Origin of the sequence: Kitasatospora sp. NPDC097605 (assembly GCF_040302725.1) — a bacterium.
GTDB lineage: Bacteria > Actinomycetota > Actinomycetes > Streptomycetales > Streptomycetaceae > Kitasatospora.
Genome location: NZ_JBEOSF010000055.1, coordinates 1 through 16,041 on the forward strand (window position 1 = coordinate 1; position 16,041 = coordinate 16,041).

The 16,041-nt window shown below is 73.7% G+C and carries 15 protein-coding genes and 3 pseudogenes; 6 read left to right on the forward strand and 12 right to left on the reverse strand.

The features are described from left to right. Positions 1–284 (forward strand): annotated as a pseudogene (locus ABTX81_RS36765) (hypothetical protein); the annotation flags it as partial. Between the two features lie 53 nt (positions 285–337). On the opposite strand, the pseudogene ABTX81_RS36770 reads toward ABTX81_RS36765, so the two are convergent. Next, positions 338–625 (reverse strand): annotated as a pseudogene (locus ABTX81_RS36770) (serine hydrolase); the annotation flags it as partial. Between the two features lie 4 nt (positions 626–629). Here ABTX81_RS36770 and ABTX81_RS36775 point away from each other — a divergent pair. The 3 genes and pseudogenes from ABTX81_RS36775 to ABTX81_RS36785 all read left to right on the forward strand — a co-directional run. Beyond that, a pseudogene (locus ABTX81_RS36775) lies at positions 630–907 on the forward strand (penicillin-binding transpeptidase domain-containing protein); the annotation flags it as partial. Positions 908–1,191: 284 nt separating this feature from the next. Further along, complete coding sequence (locus tag ABTX81_RS36780) at positions 1,192–1,899, forward strand: CBS domain-containing protein (protein WP_350554768.1); 708 nt, start codon at positions 1,192–1,194, stop codon at positions 1,897–1,899. 160 nt (positions 1,900–2,059) lie between these two features. Next, complete coding sequence (locus ABTX81_RS36785; protein WP_350554770.1) at positions 2,060–2,743, forward strand: beta-glucanase; 684 nt, start codon at positions 2,060–2,062, stop codon at positions 2,741–2,743. Here ABTX81_RS36785 and ABTX81_RS36790 read toward each other — a convergent pair whose 3' ends face one another. Continuing rightward, complete coding sequence (locus tag ABTX81_RS36790) at positions 2,744–3,115, reverse strand: hypothetical protein (protein WP_350554772.1); 372 nt, start codon at positions 3,113–3,115, stop codon at positions 2,744–2,746. Positions 3,116–3,352: 237 nt separating this feature from the next. Here ABTX81_RS36790 and ABTX81_RS36795 point away from each other — a divergent pair, with 237 nt between their 5' ends. Then, entirely contained in the window at positions 3,353–3,772 is a 420-nt protein-coding gene (locus tag ABTX81_RS36795; protein ID WP_350554774.1) for an SHOCT domain-containing protein, read from the forward strand. A gap of 82 nt (positions 3,773–3,854) precedes the next feature. On the opposite strand, the gene ABTX81_RS36800 is transcribed toward ABTX81_RS36795, so the two are convergent. Then, positions 3,855–4,265, reverse strand: coding sequence for an organic hydroperoxide resistance protein (locus ABTX81_RS36800; RefSeq protein WP_350554776.1), 411 nt, complete (start codon positions 4,263–4,265; stop codon positions 3,855–3,857). Between the two features lie 135 nt (positions 4,266–4,400). On the opposite strand from ABTX81_RS36800, the gene ABTX81_RS36805 reads away from it, so the two are divergent. After that, positions 4,401–4,919, forward strand: coding sequence for a MarR family winged helix-turn-helix transcriptional regulator (locus ABTX81_RS36805; RefSeq protein WP_350554778.1), 519 nt, complete (start codon positions 4,401–4,403; stop codon positions 4,917–4,919). A 24-nt stretch (positions 4,920–4,943) separates the two neighbouring features. Here the strand turns inward: ABTX81_RS36805 and ABTX81_RS36810 are convergent, their stop codons facing one another. The 9 genes from ABTX81_RS36810 to ABTX81_RS36855 form a co-directional block, all read right to left on the reverse strand. Continuing rightward, entirely contained in the window at positions 4,944–6,965 is a 2,022-nt protein-coding gene (locus ABTX81_RS36810) for a DUF8189 domain-containing protein (RefSeq protein ID WP_350554779.1), read from the reverse strand. A gap of 418 nt (positions 6,966–7,383) precedes the next feature. Next, positions 7,384–7,767 (reverse strand): VOC family protein, encoded by a 384-nt coding sequence (locus ABTX81_RS36815; RefSeq protein WP_350554781.1) that lies wholly within the window; start codon positions 7,765–7,767, stop codon positions 7,384–7,386. Between the two features lie 111 nt (positions 7,768–7,878). Next, on the reverse strand, positions 7,879–9,111 hold the full coding sequence (locus tag ABTX81_RS36820) for a methyltransferase (protein WP_350554783.1): 1,233 nt from the start codon (positions 9,109–9,111) through the stop codon (positions 7,879–7,881). A gap of 516 nt (positions 9,112–9,627) precedes the next feature. Further along, positions 9,628–10,197 carry an SMI1/KNR4 family protein gene (locus ABTX81_RS36830; RefSeq protein WP_350554785.1) on the reverse strand — a complete coding sequence of 190 codons (570 nt, stop codon included), beginning with the start codon at positions 10,195–10,197 and terminating at the stop codon, positions 9,628–9,630. 344 nt (positions 10,198–10,541) lie between these two features. After that, positions 10,542–11,468 (reverse strand): STM4011 family radical SAM protein, encoded by a 927-nt coding sequence (locus tag ABTX81_RS36835; RefSeq protein WP_350554787.1) that lies wholly within the window; start codon positions 11,466–11,468, stop codon positions 10,542–10,544. 11 nt (positions 11,469–11,479) lie between these two features. Further along, positions 11,480–12,892 (reverse strand): STM4012 family radical SAM protein, encoded by a 1,413-nt coding sequence (locus tag ABTX81_RS36840; RefSeq protein ID WP_350554789.1) that lies wholly within the window; start codon positions 12,890–12,892, stop codon positions 11,480–11,482. Beyond that, positions 12,889–13,731 (reverse strand): STM4013/SEN3800 family hydrolase, encoded by an 843-nt coding sequence (locus ABTX81_RS36845; protein ID WP_350554854.1) that lies wholly within the window; start codon positions 13,729–13,731, stop codon positions 12,889–12,891. Before ABTX81_RS36845 ends, ABTX81_RS36840 begins: the two co-directional genes overlap by 4 nt. Before the next feature lie 50 nt (positions 13,732–13,781). Then, positions 13,782–14,993 carry an STM4014 family protein gene (locus ABTX81_RS36850; protein WP_350554791.1) on the reverse strand — a complete coding sequence of 404 codons (1,212 nt, stop codon included), beginning with the start codon at positions 14,991–14,993 and terminating at the stop codon, positions 13,782–13,784. A gap of 9 nt (positions 14,994–15,002) precedes the next feature. Next, entirely contained in the window at positions 15,003–15,959 is a 957-nt protein-coding gene (locus tag ABTX81_RS36855; RefSeq protein ID WP_502892936.1) for an STM4015 family protein, read from the reverse strand. Positions 15,960–16,041 lie beyond the last annotated feature (82 nt).

Genomic DNA, 16,041 nt, shown 5'->3' on the forward strand with positions numbered 1-16,041 from the left:
TCGAGTTCTTCGACAGCTTCAGCACGCCGGCCGGTGCCGGGCAGTACCTCTCGCTGGGAGCGGGTCACTACACGCCCGAGGTCGCCAAGGTCACCGTCAGCTACGGCGACGACCCGACGCAGTACCCGGCCGTCATGGCGGGCGGCGCGTTCGTCCACACGGCGGCCATCTCCACCGGCCCCAACGGGAACCCCCCGGCCCCTTACATCCACGCCTACAACGCGGACAACGTGGAGATCTACAACCAGAAGACCCAGCCCAACGTCAAGAACACCCACCCGTAGGCGCTCCTCCAGGCGGCAGGCCGTCCGAAGCCGTGGAAGCCGGCCTCGGACGGCTAGCGGCCGCGCAGCGCGTCCACGGCGAGGCGGGCGGCCGTGCCGATGACGGTGTCGGCCGCGGGGAGGGTGGCCGCGGTGTGGGCGGTGTGGGCGGTGCGGGTGAGGACGGCGACGGCGTAGCGGCCGCCGTCGGGGTACTCGACGACGCCCACCTCGTTGCGCAGCGTCGGCAGGGATCCGGTCTTCCCGGCGACGTGCACGTCGTCGAAGGGGAAGCCGGAGGCCAGCCGGTGCGGCCAGACCTGAAGGCTCATGATCCGCCGGATGGCGGCGCCGTGTTCGGGTGTGTTCGGGGTCGGGCAGGAGTGGCACGTGGGCATCCCGTCCTACGACGGCTCGGTGCCGGTGCCCAAGGACGAGACGGAGAAGGCCGCGTCGGTGATCGGCCAGGGCGGATCCAGGCGAACCCGCTGGTGATGGCGTCCGTCACGGCGACCGCGGCGTCCGGCCGGTTCCACCAGCCGGCCATCGTCCGCGGCGGCGCGGAGCACGGCGTCACGGGCGGCGCCTCGGCCGGCCCGATCCTGCAGATCGTGCTCGCCGCCGTCCCCGGCGACCCGTCCTGAGGCCGGCCCGGCGGCGGTCCGGCCTGTCGTGAGGCCGGCCCGGCGGCGGTCCGTTCGGCGTCACGCGGTTGGGGCGGGTGGCCGGGGCGGACCGGTGCCGCCCGGGTCGGACCGGCGTAGGGTGGGGAAGGCCCTTGGTCCCGCCGATTCAGCCCCTTGGCCCCTGGCGGATCGCCCGGTCGGGGGAGATGCTCCTGGTACAGCCGATCGGACGAAGGGGTCCGGTCGGACCGCGCCTTCGGACGAGGTGAACCGGCGTGCGGCATGCCACCGTCGAATCAGTGATGACCAGCCCCGTGGTCCGGGTCGCTCCCGAGACGGGCTTCCGCGAGATCGTCGCGCTGCTGGCCGAGTACGACATCACCGCGGTGCCGGTGGTGGACGGCGAGGGCCGGCCGCTCGGCATCGTCTCGGAGGCGGACCTGCTTCTCACCCTGGCCTCCCAGGAGGACCAGGGGAGCCACATGCCGCCGCCGGACCTCCGCCGCACCGGCCCGGACGGCGCGGTCACGGCCGCCGATCTGATGACCGGCCCGGTGGTCTGCACCACCCCGGACGCCAGCGTGGTCGCGGCGGCCCGGATGATGAGCCGGCACGGCGTGAAGCGGCTGCCGGTGCTGGACGAGGACGGCCGGGTGTTCGCCATGGTCAGCCGCGGTGACCTGCTGCGGGTCTTCCTGCGCGAGGACCGGGTGATCCGCCGGGAGATCGTGGAGGAGGTGCTCGGCCGGGTCGAGGGCGTGAGCCCCGCCTCGGTGGGGGTCGAGGTCGACCAGGGGCGGGTGGTGCTCAGCGGCACCGTGCCCGAGCCGCACCTCGTCCCGATCGTGCTGAACCTCTGCCGCTCGGTCGACGGCGTGGTCTCGGTGACCGACCGGCTGAGCGCCGACACCTTCGGCGGGCTGGGCCCCGAGGACGGCTCCCCGTTCGGGTCAGGGGGCGTGGGGGACGGTGGCGCGCGCGGGGACGGCGCGCCTGCGCCCATCGGCTGAGCCCGCGCGCCCGCGCGTCGGGCCCGCGCCGCGCCGTTCGACCGGGTGTCCGGCTGGACCCGGAGCCTCCGGTTCGAATATCGCGTTGCGTGCCGGGTATCTCACCCAGCGTGTGCGGCGGTAGTGGGCCGCCGCGCCGCCGGGTTCCGGGGAGGCAGCCGTGGCCGTCGTGTTCGACGCCGACTTCACATCCACCAGCCAGTGGGTCGCGGGGCGCAGCAGCGCCTATCCCCGGATGGGGCCGACCAACCGGGGCGACCACAAACTCGACTACCTCGGCCGCGCCTACTGCCCGGACGGCCTGTTCACCGCGGCCCGGCGGTACGGCGGGGACCTCTGGACGTGCAGCCTGCTCACCACCGAGGGCAGCCCGGACGGCTTCCAGGTCCGCACCGGCGACACCCTGGGCGCGCGGGTCACCCTGCCCCTCGAACTGGGCGCCTGGCCGGCCATCTGGACGTGGCGGGACGGCGGCAACGAGATCGACGTGTTCGAGTACCACCCCGACAACCCGGACCTGCTGGAGATCTCCAACCACGTCCGGGGCGGCTACCGGTACTGGCACGGGGCCGACGCCGGCATAGCCCCCGGCGCCACCTTCGACGTCCGGACGGTCTTCGGCGCGCACTCGGTGGACTGGTTCGTCGGCGGCACGCTGATCCACGCGGACCGGCGCGGTGTGGGTTCCGACTGGCACGCCTATCTGATCGTCAACCTGTCGGTCTCGGACGGCACCTACCACCCCCGCCCGCCGGCCGCCGGGCCGGACCGGCTCGGCTGGACCTGCCACAGCCTGCGGGTCGAGCGCGGCGGGCCCGGGGGTGGAACGCCGGGGCGTACGTGATCAGTGGTCGGGCGGGAACATCGCCGTGATCAGCCCGCGCGGACCCGACCGCTGGAACCAGACCACCCGGCGGTACGGGCCGATGTACGCGGGGTGCGTGACGTAGAGGTCGTCGCGGGGCGCGGACTCGTTGCCGGGCGCGAGCGCGGCGTCCACCGCGTCGGCGGCGATGGACCGCAGCAGCGCGTGCGCCGTCGTCGCCGCCGCGGCGGGAACGATGGCCAGCGCGGTGAGTTCGAACCAGAGCGCCGTCGAGACGTAGCCGATGGGGGAGTGGCCGAGGGCGGGATGGGGGCGGTGGTCCTGGTAGCGGAGCAGTACCCCGGCCGCGACGAGGCGCTCGCGGTCGTCGGCCGGCGGGTGGTGGTTCATGGGGCGAACGGTACCCGGCCCGGTGCGGGCGGGCCCCGGGAGCGGGGTTTCCCGGTCCGCGGGGAGGGCGTCGGCGGAGGCTCGCCGGCTCCCTCCCGGCGCGGTCGCCGCTCGCGCCGGCTCCTCACACCGCTCCGACGGGCGCGGGCGCACGATGGTGGTGAGGCGCCGATCGCCCCATGGCGGGTGCGGCCGTCACGGCCGTCGCCCGCCCGTCGGGGCGGTGAGGAGGTCGTGATGAGGTACTGGAACGGCCATGGCTACGGCCATGGGTTCGGGGGCTGGGGTCTGGGCCTGATGGCGCTGGGGTTGCTGCTGGTCCTGCTGGCGCTGGTGGCCGTCGCGGTGGTCCTGGTCCGGCAGTCGCGGGCGGCCGGAGCGCCGCCGCCGTCCAAGGGGGCGTGGGCCGCCGGTCCGTCGGGTCCGTCGGGGCCGGTTAGCGGGGCGCCGCCGGTGCCGTCGGCCGAGCAGGTCCTCGCGGAGCGGTTCGCGCGCGGCGAGATCGATGCCGGGGAGTACCGGCACCGCCTGGACGTCCTGCGCGAGGCGGGCGGCGGGCCGGGCGGGGGAGCGGGTGGAGTGGCCGGCGGGACGGCGCCGGGGGCGCCGCCCGTCCCGCCCGCGCCGCCGCGGCCGTCCGAGGGGCCGGCGGGCTGATGCCGCGCGGGCCCCGCCGCGCACCTGCGCGACGGGGCCCCGCGGACGTCGATCACCGATTGTCGACATGCCTACTGGTCGACTACTCCACGACGAGCTCGACCGGGATGTTGCCCCGGGTGGCGTTGGAGTAGGGGCACACCTCGTGCGCCTTCTTGACCAGCAGCTCGCCGGTCTCGCCCGCGAGCGCCTCGGGCAGCTCGACCCGCAGCACCACCGCGAGGCCGAAGCCCTCGCCCTCCCGGCCGATCGACACCTCGGCGGTCACCGAGACGTCGCCGGTGTCCACCTTCGCCTGCCGGCCGACCAGGCCCAGCGCGCTGGCGAAGCAGGCGGCGTAGCCGGCCGCGAACAGCTGCTCCGGGTTGGTGCCCTGCCCGCTGCCGCCGAGGCCGGGCGGCATCGCCAGCGCGAGGTCGAGCTGACCGTCGGAGCTGACGGCGCGGCCCTCCCGGCCGTTGGCGGTGGCGACTGCGGTGTAGAGCGCGTCCATGTCCGTTCCCTTCCGTCCTGCGGTTCGAAGTCTCGGTCCGGCGGTCCCGTGCGGGCCGCCTGCCCGGGACAAGTAGAGCACGCAATTCAATTGCGCACAACTCAATCGCGTGTGGGGCGTCGCTACCATGGAGCCATGACCGCGCTCCCCGACCTGCCCGAGCCGCCCGACCTGCCCGACCTGCCCGAGCCGCCCGCCGACGCCGAGCTGCTGCGCCTGGACCGGCAGATCTGCTTCTCCCTGAACGCCGCGTCCCGCGCCTTCGGGGGCGTCTACCGGGTGCTCCTCAAGGATCTCGGCCTGACCTACCCGCAGTACCTGGTCATGCTGGTCCTCTGGGAGCACGGCGACCTGCCGGTCAAGAGGATCGGCGAGTACCTCAGACTCGACTCGGGCACCCTCTCCCCGCTCCTCAAGCGGCTGGAGGCGGCCGGACTGGTGCGCCGCGAGCGCAGCCCCGAGGACGAGCGCTCGGTCACCGTCAGCCTCACTGACGAGGGCTCCGCCCTGCGCGAGCGGGCCGGCCGGGTGCCCCGCCGGCTGCTCGCCGCCACCGGCCTGCCCGTCGAGGAGCTGGCTGCCCTGCGCGCCCTGCTGGATCAGGTCACCCTCGCCCTCGACACCGCCGTTCCGGGGCTCGCCGCGGAGGACTGACCCACCCCTCGGCGGGGGCCGGCCTCAGCTTCCGGCCGGCTGCCAGGCGCCGAACGGGTTGTCGGCCCCCGGCTCGGTCTGCCGCGTGGTGCGCAGGACGGCGTCCGGTCCGAGCGCCAGGACGACGCGCCGGCCGGCGGCGTCGAGTACCACGGTCGGCGCGCCGACGACCTGCCGGCCGAGGTCGGACCACTGCGTGCCGAGGCGGTGGGGTGCCGACTGCGAGGCCAGGCTGATCCCGCCGGCGCCGTTGCGGATCGCCACGGTCGTCCGACCGTCGCTCCCGGTCACCACGGCGACGCCCTCCAGACCGGCCGGGCCGCCCAGCGACTCGGGCGTGGTGGTCCAGGAGCCGTTCGGGCGCACGAAGCGGGTGACGACCTGTCCGGTGCCGGCCTGGTGGAAGAAGAGCTCCAGGCGGCCGTCGGCGGTGCGGCTCACGGTGACCGGGCCGGCCGGGGCGGGCCCGAGGAAGGCGGTGTCCCGGACGAACGGGCCACCGGGCGAAGGCTGCCGCCAGTGTCCGATGCCGTCCGTGGTCGGTGCGAACAGTTCGATCCCGCCGTCGGCGGCGAGGACGGCGGCCAGGCCGTCCCGCACCCGGGTACCGCCGAGGTCGGTCCACTCCGCCGGCCAGCCGCCCCCCGGCAGCTGGCCGAGCGCGCTGACGCCACCGCCCGTGTTGCGGACAAAGACGGTCAGCCGTCCGTCGCCGCCGAGCACCGCGACCGGACTGCCGACGAACCCCGGCGCGGCCGGGTCGGGGGTGCCGAGCACCGTCCACGCGCCCCAGCTTCCCGGGGCGGTCTGGGCGACGGTGACGATCCGGTCGTCGCTCAGCCGGACGCCGAACAGGTGGATCAGCCCGGCGGCGTCCCGCACCACGCCGAGCGCGGCCGCCAGGCCCTCGCCGCCGGGGACGGGTACCGGCCCGCTCCAGGTACCGCCCGGCTCGGACTCCCGCCAGACCTGCACCCGGTTGTCGAGCACCGCGAAGGCGTTCAGCGCGCCGGTGCCGTCCTGGGCCGCCCAGGCGGTGCCGTTCGACCACCGCGGATACTGCCGCGACGGGAAGTCCGCGTAGAAATGCGGCTCGTCCGGATTCGGCTGCGGATCGTATGCCGCGGAATACCCTCCGCCGGGCGCGGGACGCTTGGGCCCGAGATAGGCGAGAAAGGTCTTCCTTTTCTCTTTCGCGGCACTCGCGGGCAGATTCGGCGGGTCCATCCGGACGTTGTAGTCGCGATAGTTACGGAGTATCACCCGTCCGTTCCCGTCCGGCCCGTGATAACCGGTCGCGGCCTTTCCGGCGAAGCGCGCGGCGGCGATGTGGTCGCCGTGGTCGGCGGGATTGAGCGGATCACGGCTGTAGCCGTACGGCACGCGCGGGTCCTGGGCGCGCAGCACGGTCGGGCGGAACCGTTCCATCAGTTCGGTGAGCGTGGCGACGAGTTCGTCGTGGGTGTAGTCCTGGTTCGCGTACGCGGGGTCGCACTCGCCGTCCGCGGGCAGGCTGCCGAGCGTGGCCTGGTGGGACGGGCCGCCCGGACCCTCGGTGAACAGGGTGTCGAGGGTGGCCCGGCCGCCGCCGGCGGGGTAGTTGGCGTCGCCGCCCTCGTGCAGCCGCAGGAACACCAGCTTGATCTGCGGCGCCTGGTCCAGGGTGTCCACCTGGACGGTCTTGCCGCCGGCCAGCCGGAGTGCGGTGGTGTTCCAGGTGGGCTCGGCCACCCCGGCGAGCCGGGCGTGCGCGGCCCGGGCGCCGGTGTCCCGGCTCTCGGAGTAGGCGCACGGGCTGGGGAACGCGGTGCCCGTCGCCTCGCCACCGGTCAGATAGACGGTGACGGACGGCGCCGCGTACTGCCGGTTGAGGTCCGGGGTCATGAAGAGCAGGTCGTCGTCCTGGTGCGCGACGATCTGCAGGAACGATTCGTCGCCCGCGACGGCGGGTGTGGTGGCGGGTGCGACGGCCGAGACCGGCTCCATGAGTTCCTTCGGGGCCGCGCCGATGTGTGCCTGGGGCGTGCTCAGGGCGACAGCCAGCACCGTCCCCATGGTTTTCGGAAATCGCATCGCACCCCCGGTCTCCTCGCCCCCGAGCAGGAGATCGGTGGTATCGCCCGGTCGGTCCGGAATGGACTATCCCCAAGGCGATCGTCCGGCGTCAAATCCCGGTCGATGAACCCCGCCGATCGTCGGGGGTACGGGTCGGGCGCGAAACAGCAAAACGCCCTTCGTGTACCAAACGATGCAGAGCGGACGTCATGTTCGATATGGGCGCAAATCGGGCATTTGGAATACGGATCATGGCAATGGGAGATCCGTGTGCGGACATTTCCGGTCGCGTGCGCTGCGATTCCGGCGGGGTCGGAGATCCTTTTCGAGGCCGGGCGGCGACGGGCATGCCGACGCCCGGCCGGGTCGGCCCGGCCGGGCGCTCAGACGGTGTCGGAACCGGCGGCCGTCAGCCGGCGGTCCGCTCGTTCAGGCAGAGGATGTTGCCCTCGCTGTCCTTGAACCAGGCGGCGCGCATGCCTTCGGCCTCCACGACGCCGTTGACGGTCTTCAGTCCGGGCATGTCGTAGTCCTCGAACACGACGCCCTTCCCGCGCAACGCGGTCATCTCCGCGTCCAGGTCGGGGACCTTGAAGCTGGCCAGGGTGTGAGCGGCCTGGCCGCCGCTGGGTGTCTCGTAGATGCCGAACTCGGTGCCGCCGCATTCGAAGGTCAGGTCGCCTTCCGGGCCGGCGTCGGTGAGTTTGAGGCCGAGGGTGTCGGTGTAGAAGGCCTTCGCCCGGGCCAGGTCGGCGGCAGGGATGATCGCCACCAGGGGTGCGTCTCCAAGCATGCTGATCGCCTCCTCGTCCCTCCAGCGTAGGTACGGCGGACCCGCGGTGGCCACGCGGAACGCCCGCCGGATTCCGGGCATGGCCCGGTGTGTCCGGCGGACGACGGGACGTCACGCGGGGGCGAGGCGCCAGAGCGATGTCACCTCGGCGGCCCGGGCGGCGTCGAGCGGATCGGCGGTGCGGGCGCCGGTCTGGCGGGTGTCGGTCTGCCGGGCACCGGCGCGCCGAGCGGCCTCGGTTGCCCGGCGGTGCCGGGGGCGGGCGTCGAGGCGGCCGACGACGCGCAGACCGGCGGTGGCGAAGGCGGTGCGCAGGTCGGTGTGCGAGCGCAGCCCCAGGTGTTCGGCGAGGTCGGAGAGGACCAGCCAGCCCTCGCCGCCGGGTACGAGCCGCTCCGCCAGCCCGGAGAGGAAGCCGTGCAGCATCCGGCCACCGGGGTCGTACACGCCCAGTTCGAGGGCGGAGGCGGGCTCGGCCGGCAGCCACGGCGGATTGCAGACCACCAGACCGGCCCGTCCGCAGCCCGGCGGATAGAGGCCGGTCCCGGCCGGTCGGATGCGGTCGGCCAGGCCCAGCCGGTGCGCGTTGTCGCGGGCGCAGCGCAGCGCGCGCGGATTGGCATCGGTGACCAGCACCCGTCCGACCCCGCGTCGGGCCAGTACGGCGGCCAGCACCCCGGTGCCGGTACCGAGGTCGAATGCGGTGCCGTGGCCGAGCGCGGCGGCGGGCAATGGCGCGCGGGCCACCAGGTCGACGTACTCGCCGCGGACCGGGGAGAACACGCCGTAGTGCGGATGGACGCGCGCGCCGAGCGCGGGCACCTCCACGCCCCGCTCGCGCCACTGCTGCGCGCCGAGGACGCCGAGCAGCTCCCGCAGGGCGACCACCCGGGCCCCGTCCGGCGGGCCGTACGCCTCCCGGCAGGCCTGCCGGACGTCGGGCGCGCGGCGCAGGAGCAGGGCGTGGTCGTCCTCCAAACGCACCACGAGACGGCCGAGCACGTGGGCGGCCCGGGCCCGCTCGCGGCGCTGCTCCCGGAACACCTCGCCCGCCGTGGTCGGGCCGGCGGCGCGGCCCCGGCAGGCCTCCCGTTCGAGCCGGCTCTCGCGTTCGACCCGGCGGGCGAGGGCGGTGAGCAACTGGCGGGCACCGTGGTAGTCGCCCTGCCAGAGCAGGGCGTCGCCGTCGGAGGCCAGCCGGTGGGCGGTGTCGGCCCGCAGCCGGTCGTCGGCGAGGACGACGCGGTCGGGCGGCGGCGTGCCGTTCTCACTGTGCCAGCGGGCGGGCAGGGTGGTGACAGGGCCAGGGACAGGGGTGGTGACGGTGCGGTCGGTTGCGGGCACCGGGACTCCTCGCGGTCGAACGTGCGGATGGGCACGAAGAGCACGCCGACGAGGAGGGGAACAACGGTGGGTCAGACGAGACGTGGCTCCCCGGTCGACGTGCGGACCGGCGAGTCGCCGAGCACCAGGCCCGGTACGGCGCAGCCTGTCATGAGCAACCCCTTCTCTGGTATCACCGTCATCTGATCACGGAGCTCTTTCAGAGTAGCCACTGATCGGGTGACGGGCCACGTCCCGTAACACACGAGGCTCCCGTGCCGTTGTGAGATGTGCTCGACGTCTCAATTCATCAGCGCAGGCGCCTCGTTGGTTCCCCGTCCTGCCGCACTCGACTTGCCGCACGCTCTGGTGCGACTCAAGTCCTGGCAGATCCTCCGCCGGGCCCGCTGCAGCCCCAACCGGATGACCGTCATCGCCGCAGCCATCCTCCCGCTGGAACGTCAACGCTGACGAGGCTCATTGTCGTTCCAAGGTGAGGGCGGCTTGGCAATGGCCGTCATCCAGGTGAGGACCGTCTCACGACCAGACAAGTCGCCCTTCGGTGAACCGACAGACCGGGGAGCTTCCATCAGCGATCCTCGTCAGTGTCTCTGCCACGGAGTCGAAGTACTGGGCCATCGACTCGTACTCGCCCGTGACCGTGATCTCACCCACGAACCAGTTGCCGACACGCCCGTCCCGCACATCGATGAACTTTCCTCTCCAGCCGTCCTGGTCGGACAGGAACGGGATCCACTTGTTACGCCAGAACGGGTAGTCCGGCTGGTCCGGAGGGTCGAATCCACAGGACGTCGAGCGGTTCGCGTAAAGCCTCTCCATCGCCCGGATGCCCAGAAAGAAGCTTCCCTCGTCGGGGAACCCGTCGAAGCCGCAGCACATCACGTCGTCGTCGACGTCTTCCTCCGGCAGATCCGGATTGTTCTGCAACAGCCACGTCCGCAGGTCCACATGCAGGGAGATCCCCATCCGCTCTTCGGCTGCCGCGAGCATCTGCTCCGTAGCGGGCCCCGGCAGATCCGCGTGATCGGCCGGCGCGTGCTCCCGAAGAAGACTCATCACACGCGACCAACTCTCAGCCACACTCATCGCTCTCTGCCCTCTCTGCAGGGAGTCTCCGTCCGACTACGCCACTGCGGAGGTTGAGAAGTATCGGCCGGAGAACCTTGCAGGGATGGTACTTCGAGCGTGTGTTCCATTCATCCCCATGATTGTCCTCCTCCCCGAAGCGCAGGGTCGGCCCCTCAGCGAAGTGCCCGCCCGCGACTTTCGCAGACAAGCCAGCCACTGTGCCCGGCGGGCCCGGCCGAACAGTTTCCAGGACTCAAGCGAGGGCCACAGCGTCACCCCGGGGTGGCGAAGCTGAAAACGCTCACGGTCACGGTGTCACGCGGTGTGTCCGGCCCGCAACCGGTTTTCCGCGTGAGGGCTCGTCACCAGGCGTGCGGGACGCGCTCCAGGACGCCGCCCGCGAAGACGTCGTACAGCGGCAGGGTCTCCAGGTGGACGTAGCCGATGTGGCAGTCGCAGACCGGCAGCGGGCAGGGACGTGGGGCGAGCCGGGGCCGGTAGGAGCCGTCGTAGAGGTTGCCGAGCTCCTCGCGGACGAAGTGGCAGCGGCGGACGGTGCCGTCACCGTCGACCGACAGGACCGACTCGCCGGTGCGGCAGGGGCGGCCGGCGCTGGGGTGGGCGTTCCGGCTGAAGCCGAAGTGCGGGTCGAGCGCGGTCCAGTCGGCCGCTTCGGCGTCGGTGTAGCGGCGGCCCTCGGCGGCGTTGATCCAGAGGTAGACCGCCGGGGACAGTTCGGCGCGCAGCCGGCGGGCCGCCGCCAGGTGCTCCGGCTGCCCGACCACCCCGATGCTGTACCGCACGCCCAGGGCGTCGAGCTCGCGGCACTTGGCGAGGAAGCGGTCGTGGTCGACCTGGCCGGGGTGGTAGGTGACCCAGAGCGCGAGGCCGGCGAGGTCCGCCTCGGCCAGCCAGCCGGTGCGGCAGCTGAGGTTGGTCTGGACGGCGACCCGAGGGACGTGCGGCAGCCGGCTCAACTCGACCATGGCACGCCGGTACCAGGACCGCACCAGCCCCTCGCCCCAGGGGGTGAACAGAACCGAGACGGTGTCGCCGGTGCCGGCGCGGCCGGCCACCCACTCGGTGAAGCGCTCCAGTGCGGCACGGTCGGCGCGCAACTGTTCGGGCGTGTCGCGCCGCTTGGCGAACGGGCAGTACGGGCAGTCGTAGTCGCAGGAGGCCAGCGGGCCCCGGTAGAGCAGGCTGAGGTCGAGGGGCCGGCCGGCCGTGCCGTCGGGGGCCGGGCGGGCGGTGGCCGTGCCGTCGGGGGCCGGGCGGGCGGTGGGCATGCCGAGGAAGGTCACTTCGCCTCGTATTCGGCCATCAGCGTGCGCACCTCGGGCGAGAACAGCATCGGCCCGACGGCGTCCGAGTGCGCCAGGCCCTCCGGGGACAGCCGAAGGGCGGCACCGGCGTCGTCCGCGAGCCAGCCACGGGCTCCGAACTCCGCCAGTTCGGCCGGGAAGTCCTCGGCCGGCGTGCTGCCGAAGCGGGCCCGGTACTCGGCGAGCGAAAGTCCCTCGGCCTGCAGCAGCGACTGCACGAGGTGCCGCCGCCGAGCCTCGGCCGGCGTCATCGCCCGGCCGACCACCGCGCGGTCGAAGGACTCGGTGGCCACGTAGTCGTCGATGATCCGGCGTACCTCGGTGGCGTCCACCGCGTAGTCGAAGGAGTAGTGCAGCCGGGACGTGTAGGAGCGGGCGCCGCAGCCGAGGCCGACCATGCCGTCGGTCTGGCAGGCGTACTCGCTCACCCCGGCCTGCGGGGCGGCCGCCCGGCGGAACATCCGCATCGACACCTGCTGGTAGCCCTGGGCGAGCAGGTGGTCGCGGCCGGCCCGGTAGAGGGCGAGCCGGCGGGCGTCCCACTGGGCCGGGCTCTCCGCCTCCCCGCGCCGGGCCAGGCCGGTCAGCGGGCGCACGTAGAGCGGGTAGAGGTACAGCTCCTCGGGCTGCCAGACCAGCGCGGCGTCCAGCGAGTGCAGCCAGCTGGCCTCGGTCTGGCCGTCGATGCCGTAGATGAGGTCGATGTTGAGGACCGGGAATCCGGCGTCGCGGATCCGGCCCAGCGCGGCCTCGACGTCGGCGCGCTTCTGCGGACGGACCGCCGAGCGGGCCTCCGCGTCGACGAAGGACTGCACGCCCAGGCTCAGCCGGGTGGTGCCCCGCTCGGCGAGCACCGCGAGGCGGTCGGCGGTGGCGGTGGCGGGGGAGGCCTCGACCGACAGCGGAACCGCCCGCAGGTCGGCGCCCATCCGGTGCTCGGCGATGTCGCAGAGCCGCTCCAGCTCGGCGGCGCTCAGATAGGTGGGGGTGCCGCCGCCGAACGCGGCGAGCGCGAACCGGGCGTCCTCGTCCAGCGCGGCGCGCACGGCGCCCGCCTGCCGATCGAGGGCGTCCAGGTAGGCGGTGGTCAGGCCGTCCGGGCCGCCGATCCGGGTGAACAGGTTGCAGAAGCCGCAGCGCACCTCGCAGAACGGGATGTGCAGGTAGAGGGAGAGCGCGTGCTGCGACTCGCCCGCCCACAGTTCGCGCAGCGGCGGCCGGTCCGCCAGCTCGCGGTAGGCGGTCTTGTGGGGGTAGGCGTAGACGTACGACTGGTACGGGGGCGCGTACGGCAGCGCGGTCGCCGGGTCGTACGCCGGGTCGGTCGTCGACGCGGCCTCCGGTGCGGTCGTCGTGCCGTGGACCGGCCGGGCGGGGGCGGTGGTCATGCGGTCTCCTCGGCGGGCGTGGCGGACGGCGGGGTGCTCGCGGGGAGCGTGAAGTGGGCGTACGGCACCGTCCAGACCACCTCGTGGCCGATCCGGTGGCCGGTGTAGCCGTCCTCCCCGTAGGCCGTGCCGTGGTCCGAGCAGACGATCGCGAAGCACGGCCGCCGTGCGCTCATCGCCGCGAACAGCCGGCCGATGTGGGCGTCCACGTACTCCAGGGCGGCGGCGTGGCTCGCCCGGCTGTCGCCGTGCTCGCGCGTCGCGCCCGGCAGGTGGAACCAGTTCGGCTGGTGCAGCGACGGGACGTTGACGAAGAGGAAGAGCGGCTGTCCGGCGGGCTGTTCGGCGACGGCCCGCTCGGCGCGGGCCACCTGCTCCTCGAAGGAGGTGGGCGAGGCGACGCCCATCTCGGGTGACCAGTGGCTCTCCTGGAAGAGCCCGGGCAGCACCGAGCCCAGCGGGCCCTGCTTGTTGAAGAAGCCGACCCCGCCGATGCAGACCGTCCGGTAGCCGGCGGCGGCGAGCGCGCCCGGCAGGTCCGGGGCATCGAAGACCCAGGTGCGCGGCGCGGTGCTCTCCGAACCGGCGAACCGGGCGGCGAACAGCCGCGGGTGCGGTCCGCCGGGCGAGGCCGGGGTCGGCAGGAAGCCGGCCAGGATCGCCTGGTGGGCGGCGTAGGTGAAGCTGCCGGGGGAGTGCCGGCGCTCCCAGCGCCCGCCGGGCAGGTGGGCGGCCAGGTGGGGGATGCGTCCGGCGGCGGCCAGCTCCTCGGCGACGTCGAAGCGCAGGGTGTCGAGCGTGACGAGCAGCAGGTCGTGGCTGCCCACCACGGCGTTCATGTCGGGGGACTCGGCCGCGACGGCGGGGGCGTGGGTGCTGGGCTGGTGGTTCATCGGTGCTGTTCCGTACGTGGGTGGATCGTCAGGTTCGGTGGTGCTGATGGCGGGGTCACGGGCGGCACGCCGAGTGCGGCGAGTTGGGCGCCGTAGGTGTCGAGGCCCTCGGCGGGTCCGCCGGGCAGGCCGGTGAGGCCGGGCAGCAGGTCGCCGAAGGCGTTGACCTCGCCGACCACCGTGCGGCGCCAGGCGGCGGTCGGCAGCACGTCGACGCCGACCATCGGGGAGTTCGGGAAGCAGGCGGCCGCCCGCTCCGCTGTCTCCAGGAGGTCCGGCCAGGCCGGTCCGGCGGCCTCCCGGGCCAGCTCCAGGCTGCCCCGGGCTCCGCCGAGGTGGAGGTTGGTCATCGGCTGGGCGCTGGTGCGGACCACCGCGTGGGTGGCCCGGCCGGCGACCACGACGACCCGCAGGTCGGCCGAACGGCCCGCCTGGGCGGCCTTCGGCACCCACTGCTCGACGTGCAGGCCGTCCGGGGCGAGCCGGTCGACCAGCTCCGCGACCATCCGCTCCTCCTGGTAGCGGCGGACCCGCAGCGAGTTGTGCAGCCGCCCCTCGGCGAGTTCCACCGAGGTGGTGGCCCGCAGCTGGCCGCGCGGCCCGAACTCCAGCGCCACCACGCCCGAAGCGGAGGAGCCGTGGGAGGGTTTGACGAAGACCCGGCGCATCCCCTCGGCCTCCAACCGGGCGCGGAGGTCGTCCCAGCCCGCGACGGCCCCGTCGAGGGCGCGCGGAACCGGGACCCCGGCGCGCGACAGCAGCGCGTGCGCCCGCCGCTTGTCGAACATCACGGCGATCTCCTCCGGGTCGCCGAGCAGCCGCACCCCGGGGGTCCGGGCCAGCGCGCGCAGCGCGGCCGTCACCCCGGCGTACCAGGCGGCGCCGCCCTCGACCCGGGTCGGCGCGTAGTGCGCGCCGAGCGCCGGTCCGCGCAGCAGCGCGTCCACCGCCTCCTCCTCGCCCGGCGACTCGATCCGCAGCACGGTGCCCTCGGGCAGCCGGAACGAGCCGCGCAGCAGGTCGAGCCAGGGCAGCACGGTGGGCTCGGGCAGGCCGGCGGCCCGGGCGGCGGTCGCGAACAGCGTCACCCGGCGGTGGCCGGGGTTGCCGAGCACGGTCAGCCGCCCGTCCGGCGGGAGCCGGTGCTCCGGCCGGGCCGGGCGTGGGGCCCGGTCCCGGCCGGCGCTCTGGGGGGTCGTCGTCAGCATCGGGGCCGCCTACTCGGCCACCGCGACGTAGCGCCACTCGTCCTCGTCGTCCTCCTCGGCGTCCGAGAGGTCGACCTCCACGCCCGGAAGCGACTGGCGCACCCGCTCCTGCATGGCCTCGGTGAGGTAGTGGTGGTGCAGGTCGAGGGACTTGAGGTGGGTGAGCGGCTGGCCGTCGAGCAGCGCCGCCGCGCCGTCGTCGCTCAGCACGCCCATCGCCAGGCTGAGCGACTCCAGCTGCGCCACCACCGGGGCGTGCGCGACGGCGGCGGCGATCTCGTCCTGGAACTCGCTGTTCTCCAGGCCGAGGTGGCGCAGCGACGGCAGCCGGGTGCCGGCCAGGATCGGCGCGATGTCGTCGATCGTCGCGTCGCCGCCGTACTCGTCGACGCCGAACCACAGCTCCAGGCGCTCCAGCGCGGGCAGCTCGCTCGCCGCGACCGCCCGCACCACGTCGTCCGGCAGCCCGCCGGACTCGAACCGCAGGCCGGTCAGCCGGTCGTGCCGCACCGGGTCGAGCCGAAGACCGTTGCCGCCGCGCACCACCAGCTCGGTGAGCTGCGGGAACGCCTTCACCACCGGGGTGACGTCCGACATCTCCAGCCAGGAGATCTCGCAGTCCTCGGAGGTCACATCGGCGATGAAGAGCGCCTCCAGGGCGGGGAACCGCTCGGCGTCGGCGACGATCCGCTCGAGCGTCTCGTGCACCGGCACGTAGTCCCGCACCCACCAGGGGCCGATGAGCAGGGCGCGGACGCCGGCCGGGTCGACCGCGGCGAGGAAGGCCGACCAGAGGTCGTCGAAGCCCTGCTTCGAGCCGTAGCCGACGGACAGCCGCCAGGCGGCGGCGTCCGCCGCCGGCAGCTCGTCGACCAGCCCGCGCCGCTGGTGCCGGCCGGGCTCGCTGAGCGAGAGGTTGACGACCGGCAGGTGGAGGAAGCGGTCGGCGAACTGGGTGATGAACACGGGTGCCCCCCTGGGCGGCATGGATGGCGCTGGTGCTGGTGCTGGTGCTGGCGCTTGAGCGGACGCGGGACGAGCGGGCTGA